We start from the raw sequence: 19,724 nt of genomic DNA on the forward strand, positions 1-19,724 counted from the left end.
TGTGCAAGAGATGTAAATTTCATTTTAGGATCAGATTTTGCTAATTCTGCTATCCTTAGTAGTTTTGTTTCCATTTATTATACCTACCTCTGTGTGTAGTAAATGTGTCCCTAATAAGGGTGATAACTGGTAGCTAGCCTTTCCTCCATCGGCATTACCCAACTTCATTGGTACTACGCTGCTATCCGACTCCCTACATCGGCATTTGGTTTCCTTGCTTATTATCGCTTGTACACCATACTCTTCTAAAAGGAAGAAAAGACCGGTAGGGTCTCCCGAGTTGCCGTATCATATCAATGTGTAACGTGCCAAGGTCTCTGACTCCAGAGAGGTTTTATCCTTCTTGCCTTTTAACGAAGGATAAAATGTAGCTTTCTGCTGCAGGTAAGGCATCAGCCCTCTCGATTCACTAACATTATGGAGCTCAATCCCTTCAACCTTTTGGCTTTCGGCCCGCCACCTAACTGTCTACGCTTAAGGACTAAAGTTACCTTTAGCCCTCCAAGACTCGCTACGAGCGAATGGCTAATTCTTACTCGACGGGAATCCCACCCGTTATATGATACGACCTAGGCTCGGCCGCACACCTGCCCCGTTAGTACAAAAAGAAAAGGATTGCCGCAGCAACCCCTGTTTAACTCTTGCACCCGTTAATTCCATTTGTTTAACCTAAAATAAAAAGACGGTCTTATGACAATTAATTTTAGGATCCCCCAAAAAACATCAAGTTAAATTGAGAGTCAGTTGGACTGTCACATATGTTTATTTATTTTTGCTTTCTTGGGCTTTTAATGCTACTTTTTCAAGTCCATTGTGCGCAAATTCCACATCTGTTTTAGGTAGAGCATTATTATTCTTAAATTGCTTATTCTTCTTTTTAGACATTTTTTACCACCCTTGTAGTTTGATTTAGTTATTCCACTTGGATGCCCAACAATTATAAATACACTATATAAAGATTTCAGAATAGTATCTTTTCCGAATTTTTTTGTTATTGGCACCCACTATTTAGTTTGCTTTATTTTTTGCAGGCTATGCTATTTGAGTTTCTTCTTTAACTAAACTGCTCCGTTAGTTGAAGAACATCCTACTATGAATCTTAACCTTCTCCTCGTCAAAGAGGCTAATGGAACACAGTTACATTGTGTCCCATTCGTTTCATTGTAATACATTCCTAAAAACCAGTACGTTATTATTTAAGTTTATTAATTAACTGATAATTAATCTCATTTAAATAGTAAAGTGTTTTTACTTTACAAAAAAATAGAACAAACGTTCATTTTTTAATGGAGAGCTGTCACTATATATACTTACGGGGTATACGGTAACATGTGCGTGCGAACTGACATACTCTTATCCACCTATACCCCTACTGCCACCTATGTTTCCACTAAATCAAACATTCTCAATTACTTTACTTTCATTCTCAGTTAGATTATCTTTCATACGTTCATTAACTGTATCATTCTTATTCCTTTTACTCCCTTTTAATCGCTCTAGTTCTTGCACCACATCCACAATATATGGATTACGTTCTAATAAGCTCTTCAAACTAATTCCACCAATTTTAGCAAGCACTTGTAAGTTATTAATTACATCTGATTCATTCAATGGGCGAGCATATTGGAATACTACATCTAATGTGTCGTAATCTTCATCATCAAGACTCACATTTAAATATTCAAGCATAAGTTTGATTTTATCGAACCTGTCATATAAGCCATCTCTAAAGTATATTTCATTCTGCGCTGCTCTCATGTCGGCCAATGTATATAACATCTTAATTGATACCTCTGCTATATTTGCTGTAGTACCCTGATTCATACTTACACTTGGAGTACCACTAACATCCAACATAGATTGCATTAAAGTTTTCCAGATTGTTTGAAATGATTGATAATCTAATTTACTTGTTTCTAGTGAGAATGTACTTCCATCTTCTAGTGTCAATCCTGTTCCTGCAATATCATTACTTAATGCACCATCAGTTATTTGTTGCCCAGTTATTACAGGAATAGGTGTATGGAACTTATGATAACTGTCAACTAGTTTACTTAAAATATCTTCCATTGTATCAATTAAGCTAACAATATCTTCTAGATCACTGCGTCCAAAGTTGTCATCCACCTCGGATTGATTATGATAATGAATAGGAAGTCCTGATACATTTCTGTATTCTCCAAGTAAAGAAATACTGCCACCCCTATTGGTATATCTAAGTACTTTATTATTGTCATAAATATTCCAGTAGCTAACAGCATTACTTGTATAGTGTTCAATAAATCCGATCATCTCATTTTCATCATTAAAGATTGGATAACTATTTTCTGGTTTAATTAGCTTACTTTTGATTATCCTGTTTTCATCAAAATACAGGTATTCAAAACAGTGTCCGTACTTGGTGACATAATTGATGATCTTAAAATCTTGTCTATGGAATTTTCCCTTCTTATATATCTTCTTAAACTCATTTACTACCTTCTCAGAACCACTTAATGTTAGAGGATTACTAATTAAATAACTAACTTGGAAATTTAATATTTGTTTTCCATACTGTAAGACAATCTTTCTAGGATGAAACTCTTTGCCCCCGTACATTTCAGATTTCTTATTCAATATCTTATGTTTTCCATCTAAATAATCTTGAATATCAAATATTTTTCTAATCCGCTGATTATGACTGACATCATTTGTTTCCTTCTGTAACCATCCTGGATCATTCCCATAAAATTCTTGAACATATTCTTTTAAACTCAAACTTTCCACCTCCAATAAAAAAGAAATCACTGTCCTTGCAACCGACAGCAATCTCTATACATACCACCTATTAGCTTTCATTCCTTGAACGGCTAATGACTTAGCAATTACTAAGTCATCGTGATTCTCATCCCCACCACGTTTATTACCCATTTTTCCTTTATCCTCAATAAATATCTGCATTTGTTCTAATGTTTCTTTACAGTTAATATTAATTAAACCTTTTTCAAACTGTTCCTTGAAATCTGTTATTAAGATTCCTTTATTTACTGCTGAAGTCATCCATCCTAGCTGTAAACGTCCCTTACCTTGGTCAAATATTTTTTGTCTATACATATTCATATATCTTTTTTCTTTTCTCATTCGTTCGATTAATGGTCGCCCCACGTTATTTCTCTCAATTGTCAAGAAGGCATAATTATAATAATGCCCAATAATATCTAACACATCGGCAAACTCATACACGGCAATTTTATTGTTATAGAAAGAACACGACTGTTCACCATCTGCATCAAATATCGAAATGGTACTGAAATCTCCACCCGAACCACTGGCAACATCGATACCTGCATAGTATTTCTTTCCCCGTTTAGGAAAGTGATATATGTATAATTGCTTATTTATGTATCTATGTAACTCTTTAGGTAACTCATCAATCAATTCATCTTTTGATAATGGATCAATAATAAATTCATATTGTTTAATCACCTTTACATTATCAAAAACATTATTTCCAGAACTGATAAATGATTCTTGCCATGTTGCCGGATATTCTTGATTAAATTCCGATTCACTCATATCAAGACGTTTCCATCGTTTCCACATAATTTGTTTAAGAGTTGCCCCATTATCATATAGAATTTTCTCATCTTCTTCTAAATCCTGTTCAGACAATCGTACACCTTTATTATCTGCCTTAAACCATCTTTCAGATTCGTCATAATCATGCTTATTTAATTTCATGTAAGCCGAACTGTACCAGTTAAAAAAGAACAGTTTATATTTACTGTTCCCTTTTGATGCACTAGACACCATTTTATAAAAATAATTCATTCCATTACTTGTTGACTCAATCACAACTTTACTATTTTCATTTTTAGCTAATGACTGTTCAGCCGATAATAATAACTTCTCTTGATTATCATAGAAAGCTAATTCACTTAGTAATATATATTCAAATGTATTTCCTCGCCCCACATCCTTGTTACCTGCAACAGTACACACTATTCTAGAACGCTGGCCATTACTAAACTCTAATACTAATTCATCTCGATTATCTCGCTTAATCGTTGGAAAGAAGTTAGGATACTTTTCATGAGGGAGATTTTCGTACATTAATTTCAAACGTTCGAATAATGCACTTGAGGATTCCTTTTTGTAGGAGACAATTAAATAGTTCGTATTAGGCTTGGTACATGCTTGATAGATACAATAGGCAAGACTAAATAAAGTCATTCCTAATTGTCGAGCCTTACTTATGATTGTAAATTTAGTTAATCCAGTTAGTAACTCTTCTTGTTGCTCATGTAGTTTAAAAGGAACTAATTCACCTTCAGGATTTACGACTTTGACAAAGTTTTCAATCCACAGTTTAGGATTTTGTTTGATTGTTTCTAATTTCTGCTTAGTTGTTATTTTAACCATATTTTCACCTCCAAAAGTAGAAGAAGTTAATCGATACTACATCAACTCAATACTAAACCATCGTCTTCCTCTATTTCTTCCATTACTTCATATTTTTTAGATGCTAACTTTGCATATTTATTGATCTGCTTACTCATATCCATTAATAGCTTTACAGCCTTTTCATCACCAGTACGGGCTTTGGTAGAAATCTGATCATATGATTCCAGGATATCGTTAGCAACTCTCGATTGCATAAGTAAATAAACCAAATCAGCATATTCTTTAGAACGTTCCCAAGCTATAAAACTATTTAAGGTTTTCAACTCCACACTTTTTAGAAATTGTTCCTCAGATTTCTTTTCATCACTCTGAACATAACCAATATCGTGTTTCCACTTGAAATAAGCTGCCTTCTTCCAGTGTACTGACTTTAAAGCTTCATGAATGTTCATTAATATTTCACCTCTAATTCTTTATGTATAATTATTACTACACTATAAAAAGAGGACTCCACTCAAAAGCAGAATCCCCTCTTAAATATGTATTCATATGAATTACTCAGCAGTTGTAAATGATAAAGTTGCTGCTGCCTTAGAGTTCAATAATTTAATACCAAGTTGTGTTTCTAAATAAACAGATTTTTTAGAACCACTTGCACCTTGAACTGTACCAGTAAATGGAATCAACACACTAGTTTCAATGAAATCAGGATTTAGAATAAGAATATCCTTAGTTTTCATGGCAGGTGTATCAATAAATGAAACATCGCCAAAAGCTGTAGAGTACACGCTTGTGTCCATGCCTTGAAATTTATCTTTCCCTAAGTATGTAACATTTGCGAATTGATTAATCATTTGCTTTGTATGAGCATTCATAAACGCTACAAGATTATACGATACGCCAGCATCATAGACTTTGGAAATTAAAATCTCAAACATGGCTGGTGTAATTGAAGCAGTGTTATCTACAATAGCATTCGATGGGTTAACTAAATTAAAAATTCCCGCGGTTTCATATTTTCCAGCCTTAAATCCTTTAACTCCATATAGGAATTTTTGTTCGACTCTACGTTTAATTGCTTCTGTTTTCGCAGCCATATCTTTAGAAATTAAATCTTCAATTCCAATTGCTTCACTAGCTTGGGCGGTATTTGAAACTTGTGCAGTAGCTCCAAATAATTCAAGATAATTTTCCATTAAATCAGCATCATCATTCACATGATTCGGACTATCCCCACCTTCTTTCATTGTTACCGCAGATGTTTCATTAATCGTTTCTTCAATCCATTTAACTGTTGGATTTTTTGCTTGAACTGCTTTTCCTAATGCAAATGTTGAAAATGCACTTACTTTCGGATTAGCTAGAATTAAAGTATCCTTAATGTCAAATGATTGCCCTGGTACAAAATTTTCTGTTGTGAATGTCATAATTATAAATCTCCTCTGACGTTAGTCGTCACCTAATATTTTTTATAACAAGTAGTCAAATGACCACGAATTACTTAATTTTTGTTAAATAATAAAGCCCCGAACATAGATTTCAAGTCGCCTTTGTTCTTGGCTTGAGTATATATATCATCTTGTTTGTGATTTGTTGGTTTATATGAGTTATCAATTTCTTTTTGCTTTACTAAATGTTGAAACTTTTGAATCTGCTCATCTAGTTTATCTGCTTCAACATTTGTGAAAAACTCTTTAAATTCTCCCAAGCCCTTTTCAGCTAATTTGAGTGAAACATCTTTTTGTTGAATAGTAGCAACATGTTCAGCCGTTTGTTTTTCAACTTCTAACTGCCTTGCTTCTAATTCGGTAATTTTAGTTTGATATTCTTTTAGTTGTGATTTTAGAGTTTCATTCTCTGTTTTGATCCCATCTAATTCATCCTGTAACTTCTTAATTTCATTGTTTTGATTTCGAGTAGAAGGTTTATCCTTCTTTTTGTCCTCTAACCCTTTTGTTGTTTCCTCTGGTGTTTCATCTACTTTTTCTTGTTCAACACTTAACTCTGTTTCTGTTTGAATGGCTTCTACTTCTTTTGACATTACTGAACTCCTCCTTCACTTTCTACAAACACAAAAACACCCAACTTTAATTGAGTGTCCGTTTCAATTTATAAATATTTACAATTCCTCTTTATTCCTATCGCCAATAACCCTAATCAACTCACCAAGCTTTTCATTTCTCTCCTGATCCAATTTTGTCTTAGCATTCATAAACTTTATCACCTTAACAGTAAAATAAATACTGAACACAACAAGACCGAGATAAATTAATATAGGTATTAGTGCAAAAAGGCCAAAGAAACCACCAGTGACATTCATTAATAGAATCCTCCTAAATGTAAAATATACCATCATTATACATTAAAAGAGAAAAGATTGTGTTGTTTACATCAAAAAACCCCACTTGTTAGAGTGGAGGTCAGTAAATTTAAAATTTTTTATTTGTATCAATTGGGATAATATCTTCATAACCATTACCTAGGTCAACAGTTATCATATTATTTCTTAAATCAATCGACTTATTATTCTTCAGACGCTCAATAAAGGATTTATCCTGATGTGGATTCGCTAAAAATTTTCGTGATAATTCGTTAGCTTCTCGAAACATCATAAGTAACCCTCCTTTATGCGTATTGTGGAAAAATAGTTTCGACATGAGCTAATGCCTCTGATAAAGTATTACTACTGTTAGCCATTTTTGGCTGTTTTTGAGTATTTTTACTATTTTTAACATATTTAGAAACAGAAGTCAAATATTTTTCTTCAACATGTTCTATTTTTACAGTAATCATAGAGTTTTCACCGTCATAAGTCCATTCGAATGTTTGTTCTCCTATGATAACATACTTCCAATCCATTGTCTCATCTATTTTACTCAAGTCATTTATGATGCTTAATACATCTTGATAACGCTTAGATATATCCGGATTTAACATTTTATTTATTACTTTTCTCAATTTAGTAGGTATGTGAGGAAGATAGACTTTTCTATTAGGGAATAATCCTTTGTTGATTTTCGCTTCAATTTCTTGCTTGTTTAAGCTACTTTTTAAATCATCGAATTGTGCATCAAAATCCTTGTTACCATTACACATTCTGTACAAAGTCAATCCTGCTTGGTAAATATCATCTGAAACAGTTTTATCTGTAGTAATGTATGATTCTGGAGATTTATGTGCCACATACTGTCTTTGCTGATCTGCAAAGCCATTTTCATTCAGATATTTAGAAAGCCCGAAATCCGTTAGGATGGCCTTACCAGAATAGTCAATAATTACATTTGTTGGTTTGATATCTAAATGCAATAGGCCTTTTATGTGAATGTATAGTAAGCCGGAAAGAAAGTCTAATGAGTACCTTAGTATTTCTCTGGTGCTTAAAAAACGATCATTTATAAGACTGTTTAAAGAGCCAGTTTCATAATAAGGCATCGTTATATACACGTTATCGTCATCTTCAGCAGAATAATGTATCGGCATGACGTGAGGATGCTTAGATTCATTCAGCATCTTTGCTTCAGAAAAATAATCTTCAACCAACTGCTGTTCCAATGATTGTTTTGTTATTTTTTTTAGAATCATTACTTGATCTAACTGAGTATCTCTAGCAATCCATACTTCAGAATTTTTCCCTTCAGTGTCACCAATTCTTTTCCATCTATCTAATGAAAGTTGCGGCTTTACATGATTGATCTTAAACATCCATATTCACCTCAATATTGAAGTTTATTGATGCTAAAGCAGCCAATATACACTCTCTATGCTTAGTTTTTATTTTACCCCATTCATTAATACCTAGTATGTTAGACACTCCATTACAATTGTCTTTTATTATAGTACTCGTTGTCTTCAATCTAGACGCTACAGATGTGTATGTTCCTGTAAAATATTTTTGAATTGTGCTATCAGCAAATAGCTCTTGTATGACTCCTTCAACATTCATCCTAAATACACTAGGTTGTAGTGCAGAACCTTCGGTTGTTTTCAATCCAGCGTATTTAATATCATATTCGCAAATAATCGAAAACAGAGTTGTGCGAACAAAAGATAATTGTTTCGGGATATCATTATTAAATGCTTTCGGTAATACTAGCTTTTGATTAACAAAGTTAAAATTACTATTTTCATCAGATTCAACTATGGTATAGTAGATTTCTGATGGTTCAACTCTTATTCCAATGGATTTCATGAATTACTTACCCTCCCAATCTTCTCAATATTTCACCATATTTCGAGAATGATAGGAGGAAATAACTATGAAACTTGTATTATTTCATTACATTTTAACTATTTCTTGTAGTTAATGATTTAAAATAATTAATCATTATTCAGAAACATATACTTCCATTTAAATGACTTTTAATTCCTTATTTTTTTAAAAGTAATATCTGCTCTTGAAACAGCAACACATCTCTCTGTATTCCCAAAATTAACACTACTTACATCAGCATTATGATACTTTTTCACATATTCAATCACAGCAGATTTTAGTTCATGTTTCTCTAAGCTAATTTCCAATTCACTACCTCCTTTTTTTTGAAATTAATCCATATCTATTCCAAATGAATCTTCAATTTTCCTTCTTAATTCCCATTCAATTTCTTTTTTCCCTTGCTCAATCCTTGATATGGTCATTTGCGATACACCAAGCATTTCCGCTAATTCTGACTGTGATAATCCAAAATCAAACCTAAGACTTACTAGCTGGTGTCGCTTTGGTTTTTTAATGTTTTCCTTCATGTCGTCACTCCTTTTCCTCCTAACGATTAGATTAATCTAAACTACATTCCTCAAAAAAAATGCCAACGTTATGCTGACATCAATTCAAAGGAGAAAAAATTATTAAATGAATAAACAAATAAAGAACTAGAATCGTATGTGTAGATTAAACATCCTCAAGGGCTATATACATATATCAGGAGGATATGTACATATTTTACAAGAAATAATAAAAATATTTGCATTTAATGATAATTGTATGTTATATTTTAAAATTAAACATTTTTACTTAGTTTATCCATTAAAAAAGACGCACCTGATTGGCGCACCTCTTAAACTAGACTAATTTAACTTACAATATTATCAAGAATATCAAAATAAGCTTTATGTATTTCGTTACTCACTTTATTTTCCATCATATATTTAATGTCTCTATTTTTCTTTTTAACCCCATGAACCTTATCTAGATAAATCACAGCTCTTTGATACGGGTGTTCATTCTTAATATCACATTCTCCCAAGACAGCGTTCAACGACCCTCGTTCAATATCTGTTAGATCTGCATTCTTAATCGCCTCTTTAAAATCAAGTAATGTAAGATAAGTATATCTATCTGTCTTATCTTGATACTTGGTATTCAGCATTGAGTAAATTTGATGATATGTAGTAAAGCGTTTTTGTTTCTGTACCTTTTTACCATATGTATTAGTCTTATATCCATCGTGAACCTTTTCCTGTGAAGTTTGGAAGCTTAATAAAGCTTTAATATGTTCAATATTCTCCAAGTCAATGATTGAATCCACTTCATTAACAGTTGTATCTTTACCCTTAGCACTTCTTACCGGCTTCCTTAACTCCTCTTTCATAACAAACATTTCATATCTAGTCGTATTGACCAGTTTTTTTAATTCAAAGTACTGACTTTTCCCAGTAGGCTTCAGTTTGTAGAAACTTATTAGCTGATTCCACTTAGCATCTAACTGCAATTCATCTTTCATAGGCTTCATAACTGAATTCACATCAATCTCATAAGCTGCTTCTCTGCCTGTTTTCCCCTGTATAACAGATAAACTCTTTCTACCCCTCCCTTCTCTCCATGCTGCAAAAGTTTTTTCCTTTTCAGAAGCTAACCATAATTCGTATTCCTTAATAAATTCTTCTTGCTTAATCATTCTTTCCGTCTCATTTAAATCCAAGCCTAATTTCTCAATTGTAGAAATGATGCTAGTTTCCATTTTTAATAGTTCGGGATATTCAATTAGATCCTGCTCAGATATTTTCCTTTGCTTCTTTTTCATGTCCTCACTTAGTCTTTTTAACAACTGAGATTTCTGATCATCATGAAGCCTCATGTATGATGTATCAAGCAAATCAAAATCAATTTCACACTCTCCATCTTCATTCTTCCTATAAAGGGATACCTCCTTCTTGCCTATCTGACTTAGGCGTACACTGCTCAACCATGTTTTATTAGGACTTACATTTAGAATTTCATTAGCTAATGATTGGATTCCCTTAGTAAATGAATCGTGTTCTGATAAGTACCCATCTGTATTATCACCGTGCTTATCCGCATAGTATTTAGTCGTTATGAACCTATAAATAAAATCATTATAATCGAATCCTTGATCTTCTGAGCTAGGCTCACCGAGAATTAACTTAAGAATATCAGCAACTTCTTTATCAGTATAAACTTTTGCAGCATATAGCTTTTCTTTATACTTTTTCACATTCCAGATTACCATCGCTCTTTCTTCTTCATGTGACCAAAATTTATCATTATAATCTTTAGGTCTAACCTTATCACCATAATTCAAGTAGCTTTCAGCTTGCATTTTTCTCAATATAACTCCTCCTATTTTGTCGAATTATCTCCCTGAAAACTTGTATCGTTTCCCTATCGCAAAACCCTTATAAACACTGTCTTTTCTATGTATAAAACTACTCAAAAACACCCTTTTTTATCGTATCGTTACTACGGTTATTTCCGATTCAATTTGTCGAATCCTGAAAGTTTGACCTATGTATTTCTTATGAGTTGATACTATCCTGGTACTAACTGAAAACTACTCCAACTAATACAACTGAAAATCAAAACTTACATTTTGTATATGTATATGGAGGCTTCACGATAGTGAACGGCTCAGGATTTAGCAATTTCAATTGGTGAATCCTCATAAGCTTCTATCGAATCTTATGTAATATATTATTGTGAATTTTATTAAGTATATTGTTATTTAATCTTGTTATATGTATTGTTAAGTGTCTTGTTATAAGTCTTGTAGCGTTACCCGACACCCTCTGAACCCTTGATACGACTACATGTATCGAAGGACACCCATATAGTACCTGTCCATTTAAGACTGGTCACTGTCTGTATTTAAAATGTCACCGTCCTAAAATGAATGGTCACTGTCTTTATTTGATAAGTAAGTGTCCGTATATAAATGGCGAGTGTCCGTATATGTATAGATGACTGTCTTTATTTGTTATAATGGGTGTCCGTATTTGTTTGGCGGGTGTCCAATGATAATCAACCAAATAATTCAGCAATTTCATCACCGAATTCTCGTGAACCCCATTGGTTTTTCTTTTCTCCAAAGGTACTACCAACAGGCTGTTCTTCATTATGTACTTCCTCAGCTTCGTTACTTACATATGTATCAGAATTCTTATCATTTAACCTCTCACACATTTGAACGTTATACATCGGAATATAATATGCGCTAGGCTGCTCTCTTTCCTTAACACGCTTCTCATAGTTGGCAGGCCTCTTAACATGAAACAAAGGAAAATCTTGATTATTCTCATCAACAAACTTATCTTTCACTCTGAGCTCAATAAGCCGAGCAACGATTTTCTCAGTAATTTTGACATCTTTGGTATTTAGATTTTCTGACAATTTGTCCATCGTATGCCATATATCTTGATTAGCATTATAAGAACTAACGAAATACAGATATGTAATAAATTCTTTTTCATTAAGTAATTTACTTGTGTATAAATCTAAGTCATAAATCGTGACTTTGAAGAAGTTAATTGGAGTATCCTGAATTTCCCCGTGCTCATCTACTTCTCTTTTGTAATCACAGTCAAAGTTCAAATGCCATTTATAAAATTTTCGTTTGATATTGCCATTCTCATACCCATCTTCAGATTCTTCATTAATCACCCTTACTTTCACACCATCAGGATACATGGTTCTTTCCTTTTTCTTATGATAGAACGTGTTATTCATTGTCCCTTCTAAAAACTGAAGCTTTTTAATTCGTTCCTTAACCCTTTTGTCGCTATAGCCTAAATAATCCGCAATTTCCTTGGTATAACCTTTAAAATTATGTAATGATAAAAACTTCAACAAAACAATCAGAATGAAGTCACGCTCGTCAAAGGTCGCAGTCAACATTTTCTCTTTATCCGCAAATTCCTGATACGGGTAAACCATACCATCATAATTAATGTATCTGTCACCATCTTTGTCTGATATTAGCTTAGGTCTGTACTGAATCTTTCCTAGTTTATAGAAATCATCGAATAAACGATTGTTTAGCATTATAAATTTCATATCAGTATCTTCGATCATTTTTCTAATATCTTCATGTTTCCGCAAGATTCTCTTTTTTGCCATATAATAGATATCCCCTTTGTATAATTGGTTAATTGAATAATTGTTTAAGATGTTAATTGAGCATGTTCAGTCATGATGCTTTCAATATCAGGCGTTCTGGGGTAAAGCCAAAAGCGTCTATCCGATAAGCTGATGGCAGATGTTAAATATGTATATCCAGCCCTTTTAATCTTCTTATGTAATTGAACATCGTATATGAATAACAGATCCTCTTTAGTAGTCAACAGAAATCCTCCTGTTAAAGCTTTTATAGTTGAACACCATTTTCTTTAATCCATAATAAGATTTCACTCAACTTGGCAGTTTTTTCTTGGTTTATACACTCATCTTTAGGCACTACACCATGCTTTTTATAATAATTCAGGGCATTATTTTTTATGTTTTCGGCAGACTTCTTAAAATTATAAACATCTCTTTCAAACGGATCTCTGATATAGTCTTGATTAATTGAAGGATGATTAGTAATCCTTGTTCCATCATTCATATCAATACTCATGTGATGGTATTTTAACTTCCCACTTGATGCAGGAATACTGTGAAAATACTTATACACTTTTCCTTCAATGACAATATTGCGTTTTTGCAAAGAATGATAGTCGTGATAATATTCATTGAAATTCTTATAGCCTTCTCCTCCTAATTTATCTATCACTTCGCATATTTTATTAATAATTGTGAAACAATTATCTAACTCCTCAATGTAGAACATATCTACACGTATATCCTTATAATCAAATATCACCTTATTAGAAACGTAATCATCCAAGATTAGTGTTTGCAGTAAGAAATCAACCTTTGTTCCTTTATATAAATATTCCATATTATCTGAATTCGACATCAAAATAATTCCTCCTAATTGTTTTGAGTTTTTTCAAAATTTTACTAATCTATAATTTTATTTGTGTAAATCTTGAGAATGGGTTTCTCCCCCTTTCTTAATGTAATTATAATCTATAATTTTATTTGTGTAGAATGCAAAGCAGGGAGATTAACTCCCTCTTGCTATATTTATTGTAATCTATAATTTTATTTGTGTAAACCTAAATTTAACAATTATTATAATTTTATTTCTTTATTATCAATCTCCACTATAAAAGTCAGAGAGACCATTTCTAAGCCTCTTTTTTATTTTCTCGAACACAAAAAAGGCCCACAGGTGTGACCCTGCGGACTCGTGAAATATAATTATTTCTTTTTACCTTTTCTTAACTTAGCAACAGGACTATAAAGCTCATGTTGATTTTTTATCATTTCTTCATCGAACCTAACATACTTCCTCGTAGTAGAAATTTCACTATGGCCAACGATTGCCTGAAGTGCAAATAGACTTCCACCTGAATCAAGAAACTCAGTACAGTACTGTCTGCGGAAATCATGACAGGAAAACGACTTAGTAATACCAGCCTTCTGAACATATCTTTTCAAATTTCTTCGAAAGGTATCTTCTTTTAAACTTTCACCCATCCACGTTAAAAAGATTTGTGTTTTCTCTTCTCCAAAATAGCCTTTATTTTCTTCAATAAGACCATTTAATAATCGTATTATTTCAGAAGACAATGGAATCACTTTAGGTTTTCTAGTTTTAATTTTATGAGCAGGTAGCACAATTCTCTTTGATGCCGAATCCACTTCTGATATCTCCAAATTAACCGCCTCAGATATCCTCATGCCGCTATCATAAAGTAACATCATCATTACATAGTCCCTGTATTGTGGATAAAATGCATGGTCAGGCATACTTAGCAATGAATGCATTTCATCTTGTGTTAATAGCTCAAATGGAGTCTCATCTGTTTTTAAAAATTTTATTTGATCTAGAACATTTGAATCGATCATTTGCTCCTTGTTCAAAAGGTTATAAAAGTTTTTCAAAAATCTTATCCGTGCATTTATCGTTTGTGGAGCAAGACCAATTTCTTTCTTTTTATAATTATAACGTTCATCTTTCATAAAAACGATATACTCTCTAACAAGAGGGGCGCTTATTTCATCGATGTATTTAATATCGACATGTGCTTTCTTAAGCCAATTTACAAAGAAATCGTAATGCTCTTTATGACTTATTATCGTCTTTTCTCTTAAACCTTCAGATTTCTTTGCTGTGAGAAAATATTCAAATGCATCTTCAAAAGATACTTTTATTTCATCCTTGGGTTGTTCAATTCTCCCTCGTCTGATTACCCTTTTTTTATTCATATATATACCTCCAACCCAGTTAGAGTATTTGAGGTATATATCCTACTTACAGTCAGTATTGCTACGACATTCTCACTACTTTTATTAACTAGAACGTCGTATATTTATACTATGGGTCAAGAAGCCTTCTTCTCAAGTACCACAGAATGATTAATCCTTCGCTTAGAAGGAATCATGTTGAATAAGATATTAAGGAAAATGGCTGATATACTACCTGCTACGATTCCGTTGCTTGTAAGGATCTGCAAACTTTCCGGTAATTTCAAGAAAATGTCTGGGACAACAGTGACACCAAGACCCATTCCCACGGAGCATGCAATAACCAATAAATTCTCCTGTCTTGCAAAATCAACTTGGCTCAGCATTTTTATGCCAGCAGCGATCACCATTCCAAACATGGCAATCATGGCACCGCCAAGTACAGATGAAGGGATTACTGTTGTTAGAGCTCCTATTTTGGGAACTAGCCCGATCACAACTAACATGGCCCCTACAGTATAGATTACATTTTTACTTTTCACACCAGATAACTGAACGAGCCCTACATTTTGAGAGAATGCGGTATAAGGAAATGCATTGAATAGGCCACCTAACACAATCGCTAGCCCCTCTGCACGATATCCTTTCGTTAAATCAGCTTGACTGATTTTTCGATTCGTAATATCACCTAATGCATAATAAACACCAGTTGACTCAACTAAACTGACAATCGCAACTAACACCATTGTTAAAATGGCTGGTATATTAAAAGTCGGCATCCCGAAATAAAACAAATGTGGCATATGAAAAATAGATGCATCTATTACTGGTGAAAAATCAACTTTTCCAAAAAACGAAGCAGCCACAGTTCCAACCAGTAAACCGATTAATATAGAAATGGATCGAATGAATCCAGTAAAAAATTTATACATAATAATAATCAATAGAAGTGTACTAAATCCCAGTACTACATTTTCTATCGATCCGAAATCTTTAGCTCCTTGTCCCCCACCTAAATTATTCATCGCTACAGGGATCAGGGTGATTCCAATAATTAAAACCACAGAGCCAGTTACAATTGGAGGAAAGAAACGAGCAAGCTTTCCGAATGATTTCCCTATCAGCATCACGACAAGACCCGAGACAAGAATCGATCCATAAATTGAGGTAATACCATATTTCCCACCAATTTCAATCATCGGGCCAACTGCGGTAAAGGTACAGCCGAGCACTACAGGCAGGCCAATTCCAAAAAAGCGATTTGTCCAAACTTGTAAAATAGTCGCAATTCCACACATGAAGATATCAATCGATACGAGATAGGTTAATTGTTCTACGCTTAAGCCTAATGCGCCACCAACGATCAGAGGTACGATAACAGCACCTGCATACATAGCTAATACATGCTGAATTCCTAGTGACGCCGTTTTAAGCGGATGATTACTCATGTATTGCATCCTCCCGCTCTTCTACAAATGTAATTTCTCCAAGACTAAGCGCTTCGATCTTTGCAAGGGACTCAACACGTACGCCTTGTTCTCGTAATTTTGCACCACCATCTTGAAAAGCTTTTTCAATCACAATTCCAATTCCTACTACAGTGGCATTCACTTTATGACAAATTTCCATTAATCCTAAAGCTGCCTGCCCATTCGCAAGGAAATCGTCAATGATTAGCACTCGGTCCCCGCTACTAATAAACTTATTGGATACGGCAATTTCATTCGCTTCTTTTTTTGTAAAGGAATATACATTAGCAGTAATTAGGTCATCGGTTAACGTCACCGATTTGCGCTTTCTAGCGAAAATCATTGGAACCCCAAGTTCAAGTGCAGCCATCACACCAGGACCAATCCCAGATGATTCGATGGTAAGAACAACATCTATCTTTTCCTCTTGAAATCTTCGTTTAAATTCTTTACCCATTTCGTGCATTAGAACAGGATCCATTCTATGGTTTAAAAAAGAATCCACTTTCAGAATGCTATCAGATAAAGCTTGTCCCTCTTCTAGGATTTTTGTCTTCAATAGTTGCATGTAATTGCTCCTCCAATTCATCATGATCTTTCCACTCATCACCCTTGTTATTTTAGAATATAAAAAGCCCAAGGATCATTACCTGACTCTGAAAATTAGAGTGAGACAATCATCCTTGGGCATTACATGGGCAGGTAAAAATACAAATAGAACCGACCGCATGATTAGCATCAAGTATATATGACTCACTCATAGTCAGATTATTTACGGTAATCCGGTAGAAACTTGCAGGCCATATCCCTGCGATTATATGAGTGTTGCTGTATATTTTTATTGTAATATAATTATATCAGCTGTAATTAGATTTGAACAGAAATAATTTACTTTTTTTTGTTAATGATTGAATACTGCAAAACCTTCACATTTCATCCACAAAATCCCCGTAAGGTATTTGCCCACAACCTAACTACCTTTATGTTTATCATTTAAACAATTTGTTACCATATTTAATCTAGAAATCCACCGACACTCATGGTTGATTAATTACTTTAATGAGGTTGGTAAAACAGAAATGACTTTATCAAGAGTCGATCTTGACAGACTTTTCTCTGTAAGAATATGAACAGTACCTGAATCTTCACCTGTACGAATTAATCGGCCAATACCTTGTCTCAAACGCAAAAGCATATACGGTAAATCTACTTGTTCAAACGGATTAGCACAAGCAGAGCGTTTCGCCTGAAATACAGGATCATGTGGCGGATACGGGAGGGAAAAGATGACGACATTCTTTAATGAATCTCCCGGTACATCCAAGCCTTCCCACAGATGGTAAGAGAACAGAACAGAAGTTTCCTCCTCTTGAAATTTCTTTACCAGCTCGCTAATTTCTATATCCCCTTCAAAATAGAATGAATAAGGAGATGATTCAGTCCGCTTCTTAAACCACTGAAGTTCTTCTTTTGATTTGAAAAGTACTAGAGTCCTGCCTTCCGCTTCTTTTATACTGTTAAGAGTATAAGTTAGCTTGGCATCAGCGTCGTCTGTTGAAAAAACTGGCAACTTAATATCCATCACTTCATCATATTCAAATGGGGAAGAAACTGAAAAATGACTAGAATCCTTAATCCCTAAACTGTCTGCAATATAATCAAATGAACCATCATTGGAAAGTGTTGCTGACGAGAAAATATAAGGAATCTTCTTCGAGAACACTTCTTCAGAAAGAATTTCTTGAACAAGTCTAGGCATAATGACCAATGTTTTACTATTTTCAGTTTGCTCAAACCATGTGATCGCTTGTTCATTTTTGACGAATAATGAAAGGGAATAGTTCAATTGCTCTAAATACTCTTCCGTCACCTTCAAGTCATATTCATTAATCGTATAAAGCTCTGCTTCAAATACAAGACTTTCCTCAAGTTCTTCTACTTTTTTATGAAGTTTAACTGCTAATGAATGAATTTCGTTCGATGCTGGTATTTCAGAGCGGTTTGAACCGGTAACAGGGACCGATTGTTCATGTAGGACAGCAAAGAAATTTTCACTCATATCGATTAAATCTTCTATCATATAAAGCGTTTCTTCCCGAACTTCATTCGCTATAAGTGCCTCTAGTACGGTAGCTAAAGTCGCCTCACCAATTTTATATGTGAGTGCTTTTTGAGCAGAATACTCCAATAAATGACCTTCATCAAAAACGACACAGCTGTATTCAGGTAATAATGGTAGCTGTCCTTCGCGTTTTCGCTTTTCTTTTGTCCAAGTATGCTCCATAAAGAAATCATGGGAACAAATGATTAAATCGCTGGATTTACGATAATGGTCACGTGAAAGCGTCTGACCACAGCGATGTCTCACATCACAACTAAAACAATTTTGCAGCTGATCCCAGCCTACCTGTGACCATTCTTCATCGTTTAGGTACGGGTATTGCTTACGATCACCATATGCCGTATAGGCAGACATTGACTCATTACCATGTACGAATTTAGGCAGAGAATCATAAACCTGATCAATTCCTTCTGAATCCACCGTATTAACAGCATGTTCCAACTTTTTAAGACATAGGTATTGATCATGATATTTCGCTAAGCGTACATCGACCGTTAATCCAAGGGCTTCTTTAATTTTCTGAATATCCCCTTCTTCTTTCACTAATTGCTCGATGAGTGTTTCATCAGCACAAGAAATGATTGCGGGTTTATTCGTATAGCGCGCATAACAAATTGCATAAAGCAAGTAAGCTAGAGTCTTTCCAGTACCCACTCCTGCTTCAGCAAACATCACTTGTTTTTCTTTAAAAGCTTTCTCTAATTGAAAAGCCATAAAAATTTGTTCATCTCTTAATTCAAAGCCTTTCTCTGGTAAGATGTCATAAAAAACATCCCCTATCCACTCAGAAAGCTTATCGTAAAATGAATCTTCTTTTGTTATTGGAAAAGGCAGCGACTGAATCATCAATTTCCTCCTAATAAGAAAAGCGAAAGCTCCTTAGGCAAGGTGCCATTGCTAGACATTTTATGTTTATATTAAAGAATGATCTTCCTCTATGCGTTTCATGCTCATAAAGGTTTAAATCTTCCATTGTAAAATTTCTGTTCATTTATATGATTCATAACGAAAAGGGTGATAAACCTGTCATTACTTTTATCCTCATTTAACCAACTAGCAGGTGATAGCTTTTAAATACTGCTGGTTAGCATTCATTTTATCTACAAAACTACATTATCCTTTATTTCTCGTTCATCGTCAAGATATTACTAAGGCAACATGGTATGATTTTAACTAAAAGATAGTTCATTCCAGATGAAAACAGGCCCCCAAGAAAGGGAGCCTGTTT

Annotated in this window: 20 protein-coding genes and 1 riboswitch; all 20 genes read right to left on the reverse strand. The window is 33.9% G+C overall.

Features of this window, described 5'->3' with window-relative positions; all coding sequences use genetic code 11:
- Nucleotides 1-762 precede the first annotated feature (762 nt).
- The gene (locus AC625_RS28240) at nucleotides 763-885 is read right to left on the reverse strand and encodes a hypothetical protein (RefSeq protein ID WP_281177242.1); all 123 of its coding nucleotides are present in this window, start codon (nucleotides 883-885) and stop codon (nucleotides 763-765) included.
- Between the two features lie 510 nt (nucleotides 886-1,395).
- Nucleotides 1,396-2,757, reverse strand: a complete 1,362-nt coding sequence (locus tag AC625_RS14400; protein ID WP_245645010.1) for a phage portal protein — start codon at nucleotides 2,755-2,757, stop codon at nucleotides 1,396-1,398.
- Between the two features lie 54 nt (nucleotides 2,758-2,811).
- Complete coding sequence (locus tag AC625_RS14405; RefSeq protein ID WP_049681901.1) at nucleotides 2,812-4,401, reverse strand: terminase large subunit; 1,590 nt, start codon at nucleotides 4,399-4,401, stop codon at nucleotides 2,812-2,814.
- Nucleotides 4,402-4,442: 41 nt separating this feature from the next.
- Complete coding sequence (locus AC625_RS14410; protein WP_049681902.1) at nucleotides 4,443-4,835, reverse strand: hypothetical protein; 393 nt, start codon at nucleotides 4,833-4,835, stop codon at nucleotides 4,443-4,445.
- A gap of 102 nt (nucleotides 4,836-4,937) precedes the next feature.
- Entirely contained in the window at nucleotides 4,938-5,810 is an 873-nt protein-coding gene (locus AC625_RS14415) for an SU10 major capsid protein (RefSeq protein WP_049681903.1), read from the reverse strand.
- Between the two features lie 74 nt (nucleotides 5,811-5,884).
- Complete coding sequence (locus tag AC625_RS14420; protein WP_049681904.1) at nucleotides 5,885-6,424, reverse strand: coiled-coil domain-containing protein; 540 nt, start codon at nucleotides 6,422-6,424, stop codon at nucleotides 5,885-5,887.
- A 78-nt stretch (nucleotides 6,425-6,502) separates the two neighbouring features.
- The gene (locus tag AC625_RS14425; protein ID WP_049681905.1) at nucleotides 6,503-6,703 is read right to left on the reverse strand and encodes a hypothetical protein; all 201 of its coding nucleotides are present in this window, start codon (nucleotides 6,701-6,703) and stop codon (nucleotides 6,503-6,505) included.
- A 109-nt stretch (nucleotides 6,704-6,812) separates the two neighbouring features.
- Nucleotides 6,813-6,995 carry a hypothetical protein gene (locus AC625_RS14430; protein ID WP_245645011.1) on the reverse strand — a complete coding sequence of 61 codons (183 nt, stop codon included), beginning with the start codon at nucleotides 6,993-6,995 and terminating at the stop codon, nucleotides 6,813-6,815.
- Nucleotides 6,996-7,008: 13 nt separating this feature from the next.
- Nucleotides 7,009-8,085 carry a serine/threonine-protein kinase gene (locus AC625_RS14435; RefSeq protein ID WP_049681906.1) on the reverse strand — a complete coding sequence of 359 codons (1,077 nt, stop codon included), beginning with the start codon at nucleotides 8,083-8,085 and terminating at the stop codon, nucleotides 7,009-7,011.
- Nucleotides 8,078-8,572, reverse strand: coding sequence for a hypothetical protein (locus tag AC625_RS14440; RefSeq protein WP_049681907.1), 495 nt, complete (start codon nucleotides 8,570-8,572; stop codon nucleotides 8,078-8,080). Before AC625_RS14440 ends, AC625_RS14435 begins: the two co-directional genes overlap by 8 nt.
- A 170-nt stretch (nucleotides 8,573-8,742) precedes the next feature.
- A complete protein-coding gene (locus AC625_RS26855; RefSeq protein ID WP_156187550.1) occupies nucleotides 8,743-8,901 on the reverse strand; it encodes a hypothetical protein in 159 nt (52 codons plus the stop codon).
- 24 nt (nucleotides 8,902-8,925) lie between these two features.
- Nucleotides 8,926-9,123, reverse strand: a complete 198-nt coding sequence (locus AC625_RS14445) for a helix-turn-helix transcriptional regulator (protein WP_049681908.1) — start codon at nucleotides 9,121-9,123, stop codon at nucleotides 8,926-8,928.
- Nucleotides 9,124-9,449: 326 nt separating this feature from the next.
- On the reverse strand, nucleotides 9,450-10,946 hold the full coding sequence (locus AC625_RS14450; protein ID WP_049681909.1) for a flagellar protein FlgN: 1,497 nt from the start codon (nucleotides 10,944-10,946) through the stop codon (nucleotides 9,450-9,452).
- A gap of 689 nt (nucleotides 10,947-11,635) precedes the next feature.
- Nucleotides 11,636-12,730, reverse strand: coding sequence for a hypothetical protein (locus AC625_RS14455; protein ID WP_049681910.1), 1,095 nt, complete (start codon nucleotides 12,728-12,730; stop codon nucleotides 11,636-11,638).
- Nucleotides 12,731-12,774: 44 nt separating this feature from the next.
- A complete protein-coding gene (locus AC625_RS14460) occupies nucleotides 12,775-12,954 on the reverse strand; it encodes a hypothetical protein (protein WP_049681911.1) in 180 nt (59 codons plus the stop codon).
- A 23-nt stretch (nucleotides 12,955-12,977) separates the two neighbouring features.
- Nucleotides 12,978-13,568, reverse strand: a complete 591-nt coding sequence (locus AC625_RS14465) for a hypothetical protein (RefSeq protein ID WP_049681912.1) — start codon at nucleotides 13,566-13,568, stop codon at nucleotides 12,978-12,980.
- Nucleotides 13,569-13,915: 347 nt separating this feature from the next.
- Entirely contained in the window at nucleotides 13,916-14,926 is a 1,011-nt protein-coding gene (locus tag AC625_RS14470) for a tyrosine-type recombinase/integrase (protein ID WP_049681913.1), read from the reverse strand.
- A 116-nt stretch (nucleotides 14,927-15,042) separates the two neighbouring features.
- Complete coding sequence (locus AC625_RS14475; protein ID WP_049681914.1) at nucleotides 15,043-16,353, reverse strand: nucleobase:cation symporter-2 family protein; 1,311 nt, start codon at nucleotides 16,351-16,353, stop codon at nucleotides 15,043-15,045.
- Nucleotides 16,346-16,942, reverse strand: coding sequence for a xanthine phosphoribosyltransferase (locus tag AC625_RS14480; RefSeq protein WP_049681915.1), 597 nt, complete (start codon nucleotides 16,940-16,942; stop codon nucleotides 16,346-16,348). The genes AC625_RS14475 and AC625_RS14480 overlap by 8 nt, the downstream gene beginning before the upstream one ends.
- 172 nt (nucleotides 16,943-17,114) lie before the next feature.
- A riboswitch (purine riboswitch) is annotated at nucleotides 17,115-17,216 on the reverse strand.
- A 209-nt stretch (nucleotides 17,217-17,425) separates the two neighbouring features.
- Entirely contained in the window at nucleotides 17,426-19,342 is a 1,917-nt protein-coding gene (locus tag AC625_RS14485; RefSeq protein WP_049681916.1) for an ATP-dependent DNA helicase, read from the reverse strand.
- Between the last annotated feature and the right edge of the window lie 382 nt (nucleotides 19,343-19,724).

Origin of the sequence: Peribacillus loiseleuriae (assembly GCF_001183985.1) — a bacterium.
Classification (GTDB): Bacteria; Bacillota; Bacilli; order Bacillales; family DSM-1321; genus Peribacillus; species Peribacillus loiseleuriae.

What these genes read in the sequence shown, in the direction of transcription:
- AC625_RS28240 (WP_281177242.1), bottom strand. Translation starts at nt 885, where the DNA reads ATGTCTAAAAAGAAGAATAAGCAATTTAAGAATAATAATGCTCTACCT.
- AC625_RS14405 (WP_049681901.1), bottom strand. Translation starts at nt 4,401, where the DNA reads ATGGTTAAAATAACAACTAAGCAGAAATTAGAAACAATCAAACAAAAT.
- AC625_RS14410 (WP_049681902.1), bottom strand. Translation starts at nt 4,835, where the DNA reads ATGAACATTCATGAAGCTTTAAAGTCAGTACACTGGAAGAAGGCAGCT.
- AC625_RS14415 (WP_049681903.1), bottom strand. Translation starts at nt 5,810, where the DNA reads ATGACATTCACAACAGAAAATTTTGTACCAGGGCAATCATTTGACATT.
- AC625_RS14420 (WP_049681904.1), bottom strand. Translation starts at nt 6,424, where the DNA reads ATGTCAAAAGAAGTAGAAGCCATTCAAACAGAAACAGAGTTAAGTGTT.
- AC625_RS14425 (WP_049681905.1), bottom strand. Translation starts at nt 6,703, where the DNA reads ATGAATGTCACTGGTGGTTTCTTTGGCCTTTTTGCACTAATACCTATA.
- AC625_RS14430 (WP_245645011.1), bottom strand. Translation starts at nt 6,995, where the DNA reads ATGATGTTTCGAGAAGCTAACGAATTATCACGAAAATTTTTAGCGAAT.
- AC625_RS14435 (WP_049681906.1), bottom strand. Translation starts at nt 8,085, where the DNA reads ATGTTTAAGATCAATCATGTAAAGCCGCAACTTTCATTAGATAGATGG.
- AC625_RS14440 (WP_049681907.1), bottom strand. Translation starts at nt 8,572, where the DNA reads ATGAAATCCATTGGAATAAGAGTTGAACCATCAGAAATCTACTATACC.
- AC625_RS14445 (WP_049681908.1), bottom strand. Translation starts at nt 9,123, where the DNA reads ATGAAGGAAAACATTAAAAAACCAAAGCGACACCAGCTAGTAAGTCTT.
- AC625_RS14455 (WP_049681910.1), bottom strand. Translation starts at nt 12,730, where the DNA reads ATGGCAAAAAAGAGAATCTTGCGGAAACATGAAGATATTAGAAAAATG.
- AC625_RS14465 (WP_049681912.1), bottom strand. Translation starts at nt 13,568, where the DNA reads ATGTCGAATTCAGATAATATGGAATATTTATATAAAGGAACAAAGGTT.
- AC625_RS14470 (WP_049681913.1), bottom strand. Translation starts at nt 14,926, where the DNA reads ATGAATAAAAAAAGGGTAATCAGACGAGGGAGAATTGAACAACCCAAG.
- AC625_RS14475 (WP_049681914.1), bottom strand. Translation starts at nt 16,353, where the DNA reads ATGAGTAATCATCCGCTTAAAACGGCGTCACTAGGAATTCAGCATGTA.
- AC625_RS14480 (WP_049681915.1), bottom strand. Translation starts at nt 16,942, where the DNA reads ATGCAACTATTGAAGACAAAAATCCTAGAAGAGGGACAAGCTTTATCT.
- AC625_RS14485 (WP_049681916.1), bottom strand. Translation starts at nt 19,342, where the DNA reads ATGATTCAGTCGCTGCCTTTTCCAATAACAAAAGAAGATTCATTTTAC.